The sequence below is a fragment of the Mastigocladopsis repens PCC 10914 genome, from assembly GCF_000315565.1.
GTDB classification, from domain to species: Bacteria; Cyanobacteriota; Cyanobacteriia; order Cyanobacteriales; family Nostocaceae; genus Mastigocladopsis; species Mastigocladopsis repens.
Genome location: NZ_JH992901.1, coordinates 4,020,811 through 4,036,644, shown reverse-complemented (window position 1 = coordinate 4,036,644; position 15,834 = coordinate 4,020,811). Strand labels below are relative to the sequence as shown.

Below are 15,834 nucleotides of genomic sequence, written 5' to 3'. Positions count from 1 at the left end.
ACATAACAACATGGCTAAACCCCTTCGGATTCTTTATGCGGTTGGTCCAGAAGATGTTATTGAAGCTTACAATTATTGGATTAATAGCCAGGATGCTCCTTCACAAGTATCAGTTCCTTTCTCAAGTCAGTTCTATGAAGTCTGCACAACCCTAAATGCAAAGGGCTACGTAATCGCACAGTCTAACAAAAAGGAATGTGTGCATGATGAGCGATTTATCGTTGAGCGTCGCCCAGTTCCATTACCTAAAGCATCAGGAATTTTGTATCACTTAAGACAAGTTTGGTGTGGATTACAGTTACTTGCCTGTGCGATTCGCTTTGGAGCCAATGTTGTCGTCGCAGATAGCGGCACAACATATTGGTTTGTTTTGTCTTTATTTTCCTGGATAGGGATGAAAGTTATTCCATCGCTGCATTGTCTCCTGTGGTGCAAGTACCTGCCTCCACGTTTAGTAGATCAACTAAATTTGACACTCAGCCGTAATTTGTTTGCTTCTGATTCTCAGGCGATATTAGTGGCATCGCAGGACGTAGCTGAACAGATTTCCCAACTAACTGGAGGTAAACATCAACCAATTTTTGAATTCTTTTCTAGCTATCGGCGAGCAGATTTCGCCAACATAGTTGAACCATCGCAAGAGCGATTGCCCTTCCGGGTTTTATTTGCAGGTCGCCTTGAGCAAAACAAGGGCGTGTTCGACTTATTAGAGATTGCCAAGCGTTTTGCCACTGAGGGTAGGCAAGATATCATTTTCGACATCTGTGGTGAAGGCTCGGCACTAGAATCTTTGCGTCTAGCTGCAAAGCAAGTTGGCGTTGATAACTCCTTTATCTGTCATGGCTACTGCACTAAGCCGCAAATGCGCGAAATGTACAGTCGATCGCACGTTGTCATCGTACCGACTAGGACAGAGTTTATCGAGGGATTCAATCGGGTTGTGTGTGAAAGTATTTTGTCAGGTCGTCCGGTTGTGACCTCAGCAGTCTGTCCAGCTTTGTCTTATGTTCAAGACGCTGTAGTCGAGGTTCCTCCCAATGATGTCAAGGCTTACGGTGATGCGTTGCTTGAGCTATATAGCGATCGCCAGCTTTATGAACAAAAGAGACAGGCTTGCCTGATAGCGCAAGAGCAGTTTTACGACACTACGAAGAGTTGGGGAGCTACCCTTAAATCTATCCTACTTACAATTCAGGCAGAACAAGAGATGAAGAAGTCCTTAATCGCGTCAGGAATTAAAATACCCAGTTTATAACCAGTCTATACTAATACCAATTCAAAAAATCTTTGCAACACATCCACGTGTAGAGACGTGCCATGGCACGTCTCTACAAAATCTATTTGTCACATTATTTTTTCAAAATGGTATAAAAGCGGTTAAAATCGACTACAATCCCGAGTTTTTCAGTCCGTTAAAATGGACTTAAGCTATTCGCCCGGAAATTGATTTCCGGGTGTCTCTTGCTATAATCACATTAAATTAAATAATATTGCGTTTTTATAACGGTTCTCGAATGAATGAAGTCGAATCAAGCAATCTAAATTTATGAAAAAAAAATATCTGGAAATTGCTGAGAAAGGCTTCGTTATTATAGGGTTAACATTCTTTACAGGAGCCTTTGACATAGGCTTAACCTTATCCACAGGTCCGTTACTTCCAGGCATCATCAGAACAGCAATCAGATATTTGATTTGGCTAACTTCGCTACTGTTAATTTGCCTCAATTGGAAAGATGCCTTACGCACAGTTAATCGAGATAAGATACTCTGGATATTAACACTAATAATCTTGCTATCGTTTATTTGGTCAGAGGATACACAATTTACTCTTAAAAATAGCCGTGAGGTTTGGCAAATGACCTCGTTTGGCTTATATTTTGCGACACGATTTAGCTTGAAACAGCAAGTACAATTCATTGCTTGGACATTTGGTATAGGAGCTTTGCTGAGTATTGTTCTCGCCCTAGGATTACCTTCTTATGCCATACATCAAGACGATCATCCAGGAGCATGGAGAGGAATCTACGACTATAAGAATACCTTTGGCAGCATGATGATTATCAGCTCATTAGCATTTTTTTTGCTGCCCACCGACAACCCACGACAGCGCCTTTATAAGTGGGCAGGTGTTGGTATATCGTTGGCAATGATCCTACTTTCTACTTCCAAAACTTCGCTTGTTCTCTATTTCCTTCTTGTCTTAATTTTAGTTTTCTATAGTAAATTTCGTTGGCGGGGAAAGATAACTGTAATTTTTTTAGACCTTGGAGTTCTTATCTTAGGATGTGTGGGGACATTAGTTATCGGTAACTGGGTCGCTCTCATAACTGGCTTGGGAAAAGATCCCACTTTAACTGGACGAACGATAATGTGGAGTGTTATTCTACATAGGCTTCAGGAGAGACCCTGGTTAGGTTTTGGTCGTGGCGCATTTTGGGTACCAGGAAGTAAGTATGCCATAGAAGTAGGTAGGTCTGTTGGAAATGGTTTCATCGCACCTCATGCTCACAATGGCTTCATTGATTTCGCACTTGATGTTGGCTATATAGGGTTATTACTTTTTCTACTTAGTTATCTCATAGCCTTTTTTAGGGCACTAAAACGGGCTTACGCCACTAAACATTCAGAAGACCTTTGGCCTTTGGCATTTCTGATTTTCCTGGCAATGAATAACATGACGGAAAGTTACTTGCTGCGTCTAGCAAATATATATTGGGTTTTGTATGTGACAACAGCCTTCTCGGTATTTAGAAGAAAGCAACCTAGCCAGTTGAAAACAAGCTAAGACGGTGAAATGCACAAAATAAATTTTGATTAAATCACTCTACAAGCTTTCATATAAGCCAACTCTTTGCGTGACCTTGAGAAGTCAATTATTTTTTTGATAGCACGCGACGGAAGAGGAGCTTGATTTTTCATAGGACCGATAGAAGTCAGCCAATCAGCTACAGGTGGATGGGTTTTACCAAGAGATTCTACGAATGTTTCCCAGAACGAAGGCCACATAGAATCATGGTAGTGAATTATTTTGGCTGCCCTAAGTTGTTCTTCATTATACCAATCTTTGTGCGTCTTACTGCCCATAGCATAGTTGTGAGAGTAGGGCAACGCTCGCCAAGGAATTCCCATCTTGACCATAGTTAAGCCTAGAGCAACTTGGTCATTGAAAAAAAATCCGGCTTTGTGGGAAGCGATATAGGAATCGCATAATTGAATGCATGTTTGCAAATAATGGTCAGCAAAATTCGTTGAACGGCGATAAACAAATACGCCACTGTTCCAATACAGACGGATAGGCACTCCTTCCTGCTCTGTTTTAATCCACGGGAGGTCTTCAATATCAATGCCTACACAGGAGCAAATCTCCTGCCAATAAGGTTCATAAGGGTCTTGTGGTCCTGTAGTGCCGATATTTTTATCTGAGGCGCAGGCGACAAAACTTTCCCCTTTATTTAGGGTGAGTTGGTCTGGTTCGTTCACAATAAGTAGATCGCTGTCTAGCCAGCCAATACATTCAGTTGTAGCAAGCTTTTCTACAGCAAGCAAGGCGGAAGGCTTATTCAAAAATTTGTTCCAAGAATACTTGCTTTTGTTTTGAAAAGAAAGATATTGTATTTGGAATTTATCAAAAATCTGGTGTGTCTTCTTAGCAAGAGGAGGTCCAAAGCAAGGAGTCACTGCAAATACGGGTGCATTCTTCAACTTTCCTCCCCACCGACGCAGGCTTTCTATCATACGCGCTGTTTGCGTCTCCAGCCATCCTGACTCAACGCAGCATACGAAAGTAATCTGAGAATTTTCAACCATCACGCACCCCTATAGATGTAGGTTCCTTAAGTAGGCACCATTACCAGAAAACATTTGGTTCCAATTCGTAATCTGCTTAACTAGCTGTGATCTGTCGCATCAAAGTTAAAAGTTAAAATACAAAACCATTGGTTCTACTCTTACTGGTTTCCCAAAATTTAGGGCCAACAATGTGCCTGGAGTATTGTTGACATAACAAATACACCGTCAATGTTTTCTTGAATTACTCCAAATTTTACCTGGTGTAGTGATTATTATTAAATTTTATTTTTGATGATATTTGAAGTCATTTCAAAGTCTTGATAAAGAGAATATGAAGAAGACAGATGGTTCTACAGATTATCCCTGTCATATCAGCTAAAAGGAGTTGCAACCAGCTACTTCCTAACTAGAAAATTGAAAGGTTGAGATAGTCTTAGGTGTAGTGGTAAATTGAGGTTTGAAGCAATCTACTTTCTGTGGAACAAGACTTTTGCTGGTGCAATTTCATAGGTAAAGGAACTCTTCAATTCTTCAATATAGTCAACTAGAAACCATTCTCCGACTCGAATCATGATCGTTTGCATCTACGAGGATCGTCCCAAGTACCTTATCGGGGTTAAGCTCACCGTGTTGAGTCTGGCGCGTCATTGTCCAGACCTTCCCGTCATCATCAGTTGTCCCCAACCAAGTGCCTCCTTTCGCCGTTGGACTGAACTTCAACCCAATACAAAGCTTTTTGCCGAGGACGATCTAGCCGAGGTTGGTTGGAACGTGAAGCCGACAATTCTGCTGCGCCGTCTCAGCGAAGGTCATCCCGAGGTCGTTTGGATTGACTCAGACATTATCGTTAATCGGGATTTTCGCGATCGCTTGCAGCACTTTGGCAAGGATACATTGGTTGTCACCCAGGAGGATTACTGGGGACAGTATCAAGGAGGAACTCACCGCACCGTTGCTTGGGGACTTAAACCAGGTCGAACTTTTTCCACCACGGTCAATACGGGTATTGTCCGGGTGACTCCTCGGCACGTAGAACTCCTCAAGACTTGGCAGACGATGCTTAATGACCCTACTTACATTCAAGTACAGCGCCAGCCATACTACCAACGCCCGTTGCATATGCTCGGTGATCAAGAGGTGCTAACTGCCCTTCTAGGTTCTGTAGAATTTTCGCAAGTGCCCGTAGAGATGCTCAAGCGCGGAATTGATATCGCGCAATGTTACGGACCTGCCGGCTACACCCCCAGCGAACGACTACAGAGGCTCCTGAAAGGTCAAGGTCTGCCTGCATTAATCCACTCAATGGGTCGCAAGCCCTGGGAGATGGCTCCTTCTGCGGCGGCAATTTGGAGTTCTCACGAGCCGCTGAAAAAGCGCCTGCGCGCATATTACGATCGCATCCACCTAGAACTCTCACCGTATACATCAATCGCCCGCCAATACCGACAGCTAATCGGGGAAGACGCACGTTGGATGGATGTTCAAACCACCCCCGCACGGCTTTTCGCAACGCTATCAGCAGGTCATCCCACTTTGCAGGGCTTCCCCCTGGCGTTGTTTGATGCTGCGGTTCGTCACGCTCGCCGTCGGATTGGTATTGCTCGCTACCGCCTAAATGGGTAGGTTCGCCTAAAGCATGAAACTCACTTAATAGACTTTTTGAAAAAGTATGATTAATGGATATTTAGAACCACAGATGCACACAGATAATTTATCTGTGTTCATCTGTGTCCATCTGTGGTTTCATTTTCAGAAATTTGACTTTTACAAGAGGTTTAATGAGTTCAATTTTTCGCTAATATACTCACCAACAACAGCTTCCGAACATTTTGTCTCCCACCAATTCAAAGATTGTTTGTGTATTTCTTGAAGGAGTTGCTTGTTTTGGAGCAGTTTTTCCAGTATAGCTTCCAAATCCCGCCAATCTTTTATCTCAATAGCTCGCTCCCTCGGTCTCCATGTCGTGGAGCTTGATTTATCTATTCCGTTTACTGCGGCTCGTGCGAGAAATGCAGGGTTTGAATATCTATTACAAGTACAACCAAATATCGAATTTGTCCAGTTTGTAGATGGAGACTGTCGGGTTGTAGAGGGATGGTTGGAACATGCAGTGCGTGAATTGATTTCCCAGCCTGACGTTGTCGTGGTGTGTGGTCGGCGGCGGGAAGAATTAAGAGCAAACTCCATTTACAATCGCCTGTGTGACATTGAGTGGGACACTCCCGTTGGTGAAGCTAAAGCCTGTGGTGGTGACGCCATGATGCGAGTAAGCGCACTCAAACAGGTTGGAGGGTTCAATCCTACCTTGATTGCCGGTGAAGAACCAGAATTGTGTGTGCGATTGCGTCAAGAGGGTGGGAAGATTTTACGTATAAATGCTGAGATGACATGGCACGATGCTCAAATCACCCGTTTTGGTCAGTGGTGGAAGCGATCGCTGCGAGCAGGTCATGCTTATGCTGAGGGGTCTTGGTTACACGGTCGCAGTCCTGAACGACATTGGGTCAAAGAAAGCCGAAGTATTTGGTTTTGGGGTTTGCTTTTGCCACTACTAGCAGTTGCGACTGCATGGTTAACTTCGTGTCTGAGCATACTGTTCATGTTAGTGGCTTATGCCTTCTTGGGCTACAAGGTATATAAAAATACTTTGCAACGAGGATTTCAGTCAGGGGATGCAATTCTCTACTCCTTGTCTTGTGCGTTAGGTAAATTCCCGCAAGTGCAGGGTCAGATCCAGTTTCACATCTCCCGGTTGCTCAAACGGCAGCGTACCTTAGTTGAATACAAGAGTGCTACCTCCTATTGAGCAAACTTTTAACAACAAAGAACTCAGAACTCAGGAGTCAGAACTCAGAATAGAGTTCTGTACGACTGGGTGGCGAGGCGCGTGGGTTTAAGTCCCCCACCAAATCAAAGATTTGGTGGTCTTCAATTAGTAGCGGGTCTGTAAGCGCAAGCGCACGCTCCACGAACGCGGAGCGTCACCGCAGGCGTTATCCCCAACGGGCATTGCATTCTGAGTTCTGAGTTCTGTATTCTTCTTCAACTCATACCCTGTTATTTTCGCTTCCTTAAGGATTTCAGTGTTTTATCAGTGACTCAGGATTCTTAACTCAATATTTACAGTAACTTAAAAAAGTATCAGCACATCTAAAGATAAATTTCACACAAATAAATTGATTTTCCTTTGAAAAAATATTACTGTTACATCTTGAGTTGGCAAAAACGAGTATAAATACTTGCTGATACACTCAATAGCTCTTTGCAATTGGAATTCCTTTTTATGAAGAGTCAAAAACTAGGGGGATAGGGGAATAGGGGGGTCGCGGGTGTAGGGGACATAATTAGTGGGGGCTTGTACCCACCACTAATTATTGACCACCAAATCATAGATTTTGGTGGAGGCTTGTACCCTTATTGCTTCCGGCGCAAGGTGTACAGAAATATCGTTTTTTCTTCCCCCCTACACCCTTACACCCTGTACCCCTACACCCTTAATTTTGGTCAATTTTGTCAGGCGTCTTATTGACTGTGAGACTTTTTGCAGCGCCATCTGAGGTCAAGATGAAAATTGCCTATTTAGTCAATAAATACCCAAAGGTGAGCCACACCTTTATTCGGCGTGAAATTGCTGCAATTGAGGCTTGCGGTCTACCAGTAGCACGCTTTTCGATCCGCTCGTGCGAATCTGAAGAATTGGTTGACCCAGAGGACAAACTGGAATTCCAGAAGACTCAAGTCGTGTTGGGTGTAGGTATTTTGGGCTTGCTATTTAACCTATTAGCCGTTGCTATAACAAGACCAATTCCCTGGCTGAGGGGTCTATGGTTGGCGCTCAAAGTTGGTTGGGCTTCAGAGCGGGGAGTTCTTTACCATATCATTTACTTAGCTGAAGCTTGCGTGCTGCTGCATTGGTTTCGTAACTCAGGGGTCACTCACCTCCATGCTCACTTCGGAACCAACCCAACCACAGTGGCGATGTTGTGTCATGCGATCGGCGGACCACCCTACAGCTTTACGGTTCATGGTCCATATGAGTTTGATGAACCTGAAAGTTTAGCCCTGACTCAGAAGATAAATCGAGCTGCATTTGTTGTCACTGTTAGCTCCTTTAGTAGAAGCCAGCTTTATCGGTGGTGTAACCACCAGCAGTGGAAAAAGATTCATGTGATTCGTTGTGGTTTAGACAATCATTTTTTCAACCGCAACACAACAGCGATATCATCCGAGCCAAACTTTGTCTGCGTTGGTCGCCTTTGTGAAGAAAAAGGACAACTGCTGCTGATCCAAGCAGTTAGCCAGCTAGCGGCTCTTGGTTTGCAGTGCAATTTGACTCTGGTAGGTGACGGTTCTTTGAGACCAGAAATAGAAAGTTTAATCAAAGACTACGGTCTTGAGAAGCAGGTAAAGATGACTGGTTGGGCTAGTAGTGCTGAGGTTCAAAAATATATTATGAATTCTCGTGCTCTGATTTTGCCTAGCTTTGCAGAGGGGCTACCTGTAGTCATCATGGAAGCATTAGCATTGGAGCGTCCAGTCATTACCACCTATGTTGCAGGAATTCCTGAACTGGTAAAGCCAGGTATCAACGGGTGGCTCGTACCATCAGGTTCGGTGGAAGCTTTGACAGAAGTGATGCGTGAGGTTTTGCAACTCCCAACAGAAAATCTCGAGCAAATGGGTAAAGCTGGGGCTGCATCCGTGAAAGCACAGCACAATCTTGCACAAGAAGCAAGCAAGTTAGCGAATTTGTTCCGATATAGCCAACACAACTCTCAGGATCTGCATTGTCACTACCAACTACAGGTGAGCTTGCGGAACTAACCAAGACTTCAGTCAACTAGCTTACCCACTCTTGATAAAATTTATGACATCTGTAAAAAAGCTTGCCATACGTGGTGCAATCTGGACAATTTTAGGTTACGGAACTAGCCAGATCCTTCGCTTTGGCAGTAACCTGATCCTGACTCGCCTGCTAGTACCAGAGTATTTTGGTCTGATGGCTGTGGTCAATACCCTTAGAAGTGGCCTAGATTTATTCTCAGACCTCGGTATTCCTCAAAGTATTGTCAACAATAAACGGGGGGAAGATCCTGTTTTTCTGAATACCGCCTGGACACTACAAGCAATTCGTGGCTTGATACTGTGGTTGTTTTTCCTACTGATTACCTTACCAGCAGCAAAGTTCTACAATAGACATCTCCGGAAAATAAATAATTCCTGGTAAAATCATATACAAATGTATTTTTACCAAACTATTGTGGGTTCTCTATTTGAGCATATTCAACATCATCCTCTAGATGCACAGCGTTTAATTGGTCTCAAGTATGAGCAATTAGAGCAACTTTTAGAACAAGCGAGAGAGGTGCATAACCAAAAACAAGTATCATCTGAGTCTAAAAAGGTAAGAATTATTGCGGGTGGAGGAGGTCGCAGACCTAAACTGTCGTTGGAAGAGCAAATAATTTTAACTTTGACATATCTCAGACATTTAACAACATTTCAATTGCTGGGCATCCAATTTGGGGTAAGTGAGACAACTGCAAACGATACATTCAATTATTGGTTTCCAATTCTAGGAGAATTATTACCACCAAGCCTACTTGAGCAGGTAAAAAAAAACTCAAGTGACTACCAAGTTGTTCAAGAAATTTTAACCGAGTTTGAGCTAATAGTAGATAGCTATGAACAGCCAAGAGAGCGACCTGGGGAATATGAAGAGCAAAAAGAATATTACTCTGGCAAAAAGAAAAACCATACTATGAAAAATCAAATTATCGTTTTACCTGAGGGGAAAGATATTATTGATGTAGTAGCAGGAAAACCAGGAACAAAAAGTGACATCAATTTATTTCGAGAACATCAAAAAGGATTTGACCCCAATCAGAGGTTTCATGGTGACAAAGCATACGCAGGAGAAGAATCAATCAAGACCCCAACGAAAAAGCCAAAAAAACAAGAATTAACTCCGGAACAAAAAGAACGAAATAAAGAATTGGCCAAGGAACGAATATTTGTTGAACATTTAATTCGTGTCGTGAAAATATTCCGAGTAGCCCAAGAACGGTTTCGGTTAAATCCTAATAAATATGAACAAATAATTATGACTATTTGTGGACTTGTAAGACTCCGACTTGGAACCTTAGTTTTCTCATCATAAAAGAGCGGAATAATTCTCAAGTACAATTCCTGTACATAGCCACTTATTTTTGCCCTCTTCTTAATAAGAAACATCTCAAACCCTTATTGTTACGTGTTGTCTAGCTCACTTTTGGAATTGGCGATTGCGCGAAGCGCAGTGCCCCTTGGGCAATCGCACGCTAAAAGTCACTTCGGCAAACAATTTGAGTATTTTCGGAGATGTCTAATGACCAGCGCCTCCTCTGGTTAATTCCCATCGTAGGACTGTCCTCAATTTTCGATGGATTCAGTTCCAGTACCATACATACTCTCCAGCGCCGGATAGACTTAGGTAAGTTAATCCGGTTTGACCTGCTCATACAGGTTTTGACTCTGTCTACTTTAATTCTTTGGTCTTGGTGGAGACCGAGTATCTGGACGTTAGCGTTTGGAGTCGTAGCAGGTGCAGTATACAGAATGGTAGGTACCCATTGGTTAATACCAGGATATTCCAATCGCTTCGCTTGGGATCGGGATGCAGTTAAAGAGATTCTATTCTTTGGTAGATGGATGTTTCTAGCAACCGCAGTCACGTTTTTAAACGAGCAAGCCGATCGCCTCATTCTTGGTAAGCTACTGTCTTTTAAAGTTTTAGGAGTCTACACAGTCGCTTTTACCCTAGCAAGTATACCCCGAGAAATCGTTAAACAACTGAGCCATCGAGTCATTTTTCCCGCAATTGCCAGCCTAGTTGACCAGTCACGCTCAACTCTACGGGCCAAGATTCTCCGCCAACGTCGGCTGATACTGATGGGGTTTGCGATGTTATTTGCTGTTCTCGTGACTGTTGGCGATCAAATCATAGCAGTACTTTATGACCAAAGGTATGCCGAGGCAACCTGGATGATGCCGATTTTGTGCTGCGGTTTTTGGTTTTCCGTGTTATTTCACACGACCAACCCTGCTCTTTTAGCGATTGGTAAGCCTTTATACACAGCCCAAAGCAATCTAGCTGGATTTGTAGTCATGGGTTTAGGAATACCTCTGGCATTTTCCGCTTTCGGCACCCTGGGAGCAATAATCTTGATTGCACTCAGCGATATGCCTTTGTACATAGTCAGCCTTTATGGGCTTTGGCGTGAAAAACTCTCCTTGATAGTGCAGGATATTCAGAGCACAGCCTTTTTTATCGGCGTACTCGCACTATTTCTCATCATCAGGCATTCCCTAGGTTTTGGACTACCTATTCAAGCCATCCTTTAGCTATTTACTTAATCCCCTACATTTGGGTCAATACCCATTGCCCCTAACCCCGATGCTTACAGCGCTTCTCATCTGAATGAAGTACTAATTTATCTGTGTCCATCTGTTTTATCTGTGTCCATCTGTGTGCATCTGTGGTTCATTATTTCTTTGTGTACCTCACCTAATTGCAAACCGCTGTAAGAGTCTTGCACCATAAGCTAGGAACGAGAAAAGTATGACTACGCAGATATGTATGTAATTGTCAAGGAGATTGGCTCCATTCTGCGTAGATTTATTGAGCATAAAGTAAAAAATTCCTTAAGATATAAAAATTTATCCTGATTTTCTCGTAAGGCTGCGAATAATCCCTCAGCATACTGCATAACAAACACTTAGACGTCATTTTACAGATTAGCGAGGCTCCTTACCGCTGGTTGAGAAATTGAGCGTATGCCTCGTCGCTAACTCTATGACAGGTAAAATCACCACTCAATTGAGAATAAAACCATGAGCCAAAACCCCACAACCCCAAACAGAAAGAAGTTTAACTTTACTAAATGGGGCTTTATTTTAGCTATTGTTGGTACTGTCGCTACTGTGGCAACAGTACCAGAAATTAGGGGTTTGATCGCACCGAAATCAGAAACTGGCGTAGTGCAAAAGCAAGAGGTTGAACTCATTACACAAACAGAACAAGGGGAAACTTTACCGGGGGTAAAAGTTCGAGTCATTTCTCATGGTGCGCCTGAAGTGAAATCGACTGATGATAATGGTTATGCTAAAGTTCAAATTCCTAGTAAAGGTGATGTTGTTGTCAATTTAAGTAAAGCAGGTTACCCGACTCAAAACTTCACAATTAACTTAGAAAACGAACAAAGTACAACCAGAGTTATAAACTTAAGCAAATCAGGTGAACCAGACGTTAAATCAGGTGCGTCTGCGGCTCCAACTTCATCTATTTCAAACCAGCCTCAAACTACTGCTGCACCTTCAGTTGCTGCAAATAAAACTAATAATTCATATAGTGTTGATGACGCAAATAAGAATCTGGAAACTTTAAACAGAACTAAGAAATGCTCAAATTGTTATCTGGTTGGTGTTACTTTAGGTTATAAAAACCTAGAACGCGCTGACTTGGAAGGCGCTAATTTGAGGGGTGCTCGTGCTGGCTGTAATCTTAATCTCAAAGGTGCCAATCTCCGTGGTGCCGACCTGCGTGGTTTTAGCGTCGGTTGCGGTTTATACTTACAGGGCGCTGACTTGCGTGGTGCTAATCTTAAGGGTGCTTACTTGGGTACGGCTAAGCTGCGCGGTGCTGACTTGACTGGCGTTGACTTATCTAATGTCAACTTAGCAGGAGCAGATCTGGCAGGAGCTATTATGCCAAATGAAACTCAATCTCCTCAGTAAAATTATCATAATTTAGTTTGTAGGGTGTATTGACTTGGTGTAATATCAAATCCCTATATATACCCATAATTTCGTCAGACTGAAGTCTGCGGCTACACAAACTAAGCTCCGAAGTTCCCTACGGCGCGAAACCCGCCTGCAGGACTTCTCTCTGCCTTCGCAGGCTAATTATTTTATAGTCAATTCACTGGATATTAGACTTCTTGCAAAAGTGAGTAATCTTGAAAATTAAACCACAGATGGACACTGATAAACACAGATAAATATCGGTGTGCATCGGTGTCTATCTGTGATTTTATATAAAAAATATACTTTTGCAAGAGTTCTATTATAGAATTCCCCAAATTCCTCAGGATTTGATGCGTCCCCACCCATGTAATATTGGCATAGTAAACAAACCCCATGCCAAACCAGTCATCAACCCAAAGACTGTGACAACGTAATTATTAAAACTCCACCAACCCAAAACCTGCGCCGCCAATTCCAAGGGATAAGCCATCATTAACACACTCGCTAGCGCCGCACCATTCCAACCATACTGGCTTAACCAGTAAAATCCCTTACCACCTGTCACCCCATACAACAAACGCGTTATCAGCAACCCTGCCACAGTACCATAGCAACGCATACACACAGCCATAATATACGGTGACGCCAACGCTACCCCCATATCTGGCTGCGGACACACATGACGACCCATAAAATAAATAATATTCGCAATTAAGGGTAACAACGGCAACCCAGACGCAGCAAGAAAAGGAGCAGCAAGCGGTCCTACAACCATCCCTGTTAATAAGAAGTCTGCGATTGCACTCACCCAACGAATTTTTCGCCGTCTTCTGAAAATTACTCCTTCCATCATCTCTCCCTTTCTTAGTACAGGATGGTCGTTCGTAGTCAGCACGAAGAGTGCTAAAGCACTTACTACAAATTAAAACACCACGAATTCATGCAAAGCTGTAAGGTGGGTGAACATTGCCCACCGTACTTTCTGCGTAGTTTCCTAAACTACCTTACTAATATAAGGACTCGTCAACTTCTGCAATTGCTGCATCAACAGACTGAGGAACAACCCCACATCTGTCACCACACCAACTGATTCTATCGAACCTCTGTCGCTCAATTTCGTCACCACAGCTGGATTGATATCCACACACACCATTTTCACCCCCGCAGGAGTCATATTCCCCACGCCAATCGAGTGCAGCATCGATGACAGCATTAAGATCATGTCTGCACCTTTGAGCAGTCGAGCGTATTCAGTTTGTGCTTTAATCAAATCCATCTCTGTATCGGGCATAGGACCATCATCCCGAATCGAACCTGCAAGACAGAACGGGACTCCATTGCGGACGCATTCATACATTACGCCACTCTTAATCACCCCAGCTTCAACAGCTTTGGCAATGCTACCATGACGACGCATAGTGTTAATCACCTTCAGGTGATGGCGGTGTCCGCCGCGTACAGCGACACCCCGCTTCATATCCACACCAAGGGATGTACCCATCATCGCTTGCTCAATGTCGTGGACGGCGATCGCATTTCCACCCAGCAACGCCTGCACATATCCTTCTCGAATCAGTTGCGCTAGATGTTCGCCGCCTCCGGTGTGAATCACCACTGGTCCTGCCGTGACAACAACTTTACCACCTGCATCGCGGATTTTACGTAATTCCCAAGCCACTTGCTCGACGACCAGTTCCACTCGCCGCTCGCTGGAAACTCCCGCCGACATAAAGCTGAATTCTTGTGCATTGCGCTGTTCCCGCGATTCGGTTTTGCGGACGGTGCGGATACCCTGGACATCCACAACGACCTGCTCGCCTACTTCTAAATCGCGTAGTAGTTTACACTTTGCTACCATCCCTGTGGGAGTTTGAGTAATGGCAATAGCACCATCCATCCGCTGATTTTGCACCTTCACCCACGAACCACCAAGACGCACTTCAGTAGGATAAATCGTGCTAACGTAGAAATCATCGGGAGCGACCCCTGATTGAGTGACGGGTTCGAGTTTGGCATCGCGCTCATCTTGGGGCAAGTCCACTGCGCCCAAATCAATCAGATGTGATACGATACTTTCCATCACCTCATGAGAAGGCGCGGATACCTTTACCTCTGCTTGTGAGGTACTTTGTCGCTGCTCTCCCAAGTGGAAATTCAGCACTTGGAAACTACCGCCATTGTCGGTAATCAAATCTAAAGCGCGATTAATCAAGCCAGAGTCAAGCAAGTGTCCTTCTATACGTAATACCCTGCTCTCCACCGACACATTGGCATGGACTTCTTCCCGTACTGGTTCCGTCACTCGCAAGGTTAAGCATTTAGCCGCGCCACCAGCTTTGAGAAATTCGGTCAGCTGCGTTTCAATCACTTGGAACCCAGCATCTGCAAGGCGTGCTTTCAGTGCATCCGTTGCCTTATTCATCACAACGATATGATCCACATTCACCGCATTGCAGGCGAAGTTGACCGCGTCGGCTTCAGCAATGGGTATCCGCTTTTCTTGTGGTACCCGCATTTCAATTAAGCGGTTGGAGTAGGAATCAAACGCGGGTGGATAGTACAGCAAATAACCATCTTTTAGGGGACAAAAGCAGGTATCTAGATGGTAAAAGCGCTCGTCTATCAGGCGCAACGATAGCACCTCAATATCCAGCCATTTTGCCAGGTAGGGGTGAGAATCTAATTCTGTCCGGAAACCGTATCCAGCCCAAAGCCAGCGTCCTTCCCGATCTAGCAGTGCGTCCCCTGCACCTTCAAAGGGCAAATCTTTGGGTAATTCGTGAACAGTATACCCATTTTCCTCAAACCACTGCTTAAAGTAAGGCTCCTCCCCTTGACGCTCTTTGTGTAAAAAGCGACTGAGAACCACGGTCTTGCCCAGCAATAAGCCAGCATTTGCCGTAAACACCATGTCCGGCAAACCTTTCTGCGGTGCTACTAAGTCAACAATCGCGTGTTCTTTGAGGATATGATGCAGTTGTTCCCACTGTTCTACGGCGCGATCGCGCGATGACTTATGAATATTCCCTTCCATCCAGGGATTAATCACATAATCTACATCGTAGTGGTCGGGGGCGCACATCAAAAAGCTAATCCGGGAATTCATAAATTATCACAATTGGGTTAGATGCAATCAGCCTTTATTGAATACAGATTTTTGTTTAATCAATTCTGTATAGCTTGTTACTAGGATTTTGCCTTTCTCTAAAAGGCGGCACAAAGGCTATGCTCTATTCTATCCCGGAGGCAGTAAGAGAAGAT

Annotated in this window: 11 protein-coding genes and 1 pseudogene; 9 read left to right on the top strand and 3 right to left on the bottom strand. The window is 43.9% G+C overall.

All coding sequences use genetic code 11. The features are described 5' to 3' along the window. Positions 1-10: 10 nt before the first annotated feature. Positions 11-1,255 carry a glycosyltransferase family 4 protein gene (locus MAS10914_RS0120055; protein ID WP_017317733.1) on the top strand — a complete coding sequence of 415 codons (1,245 nt, stop codon included), beginning with the start codon at positions 11-13 and terminating at the stop codon, positions 1,253-1,255. 291 nt (positions 1,256-1,546) lie between these two features. Beyond that, on the top strand, positions 1,547-2,785 hold the full coding sequence (locus MAS10914_RS0120050; RefSeq protein ID WP_017317732.1) for an O-antigen ligase family protein: 1,239 nt from the start codon (positions 1,547-1,549) through the stop codon (positions 2,783-2,785). A 29-nt stretch (positions 2,786-2,814) separates the two neighbouring features. On the opposite strand, the gene MAS10914_RS0120045 is transcribed toward MAS10914_RS0120050, so the two are convergent. Continuing rightward, complete coding sequence (locus MAS10914_RS0120045) at positions 2,815-3,807, bottom strand: hypothetical protein (protein WP_026082686.1); 993 nt, start codon at positions 3,805-3,807, stop codon at positions 2,815-2,817. A 552-nt stretch (positions 3,808-4,359) separates the two neighbouring features. Between MAS10914_RS0120045 and MAS10914_RS0120035 the strand changes: the two genes are divergently transcribed. From MAS10914_RS0120035 to MAS10914_RS33610, 7 genes and pseudogenes are all read left to right on the top strand, one after another. Further along, positions 4,360-5,412, top strand: coding sequence for a glycosyltransferase family protein (locus MAS10914_RS0120035; protein WP_017317729.1), 1,053 nt, complete (start codon positions 4,360-4,362; stop codon positions 5,410-5,412). A 256-nt stretch (positions 5,413-5,668) separates the two neighbouring features. Next, the gene (locus tag MAS10914_RS0120030; RefSeq protein ID WP_017317728.1) at positions 5,669-6,595 is read left to right on the top strand and encodes a glycosyltransferase; all 927 of its coding nucleotides are present in this window, start codon (positions 5,669-5,671) and stop codon (positions 6,593-6,595) included. 758 nt (positions 6,596-7,353) lie between these two features. Then, entirely contained in the window at positions 7,354-8,613 is a 1,260-nt protein-coding gene (locus tag MAS10914_RS0120025) for a glycosyltransferase (protein ID WP_017317727.1), read from the top strand. Positions 8,614-8,656: 43 nt separating this feature from the next. Further along, positions 8,657-8,980 (top strand): annotated as a pseudogene (locus MAS10914_RS0120020) (oligosaccharide flippase family protein); the annotation flags it as partial. A 48-nt stretch (positions 8,981-9,028) separates the two neighbouring features. Continuing rightward, complete coding sequence (locus MAS10914_RS0120015) at positions 9,029-9,949, top strand: IS5/IS1182 family transposase (protein WP_017314084.1); 921 nt, start codon at positions 9,029-9,031, stop codon at positions 9,947-9,949. 200 nt (positions 9,950-10,149) lie between these two features. Further along, on the top strand, positions 10,150-11,172 hold the full coding sequence (locus MAS10914_RS30600; protein ID WP_051151130.1) for an oligosaccharide flippase family protein: 1,023 nt from the start codon (positions 10,150-10,152) through the stop codon (positions 11,170-11,172). Between the two features lie 489 nt (positions 11,173-11,661). Continuing rightward, positions 11,662-12,564, top strand: a complete 903-nt coding sequence (locus tag MAS10914_RS33610; RefSeq protein WP_017317726.1) for a pentapeptide repeat-containing protein — start codon at positions 11,662-11,664, stop codon at positions 12,562-12,564. Positions 12,565-12,913: 349 nt separating this feature from the next. On the opposite strand, the gene MAS10914_RS0120000 is transcribed toward MAS10914_RS33610, so the two are convergent. Both MAS10914_RS0120000 and argZ read right to left on the bottom strand, forming a co-directional pair. Next, complete coding sequence (locus MAS10914_RS0120000; RefSeq protein WP_017317725.1) at positions 12,914-13,423, bottom strand: DUF2085 domain-containing protein; 510 nt, start codon at positions 13,421-13,423, stop codon at positions 12,914-12,916. A 144-nt stretch (positions 13,424-13,567) separates the two neighbouring features. Beyond that, complete coding sequence (gene argZ, locus MAS10914_RS0119995) at positions 13,568-15,679, bottom strand: bifunctional arginine dihydrolase/ornithine cyclodeaminase (protein ID WP_017317724.1); 2,112 nt, start codon at positions 15,677-15,679, stop codon at positions 13,568-13,570. Positions 15,680-15,834 lie beyond the last annotated feature (155 nt).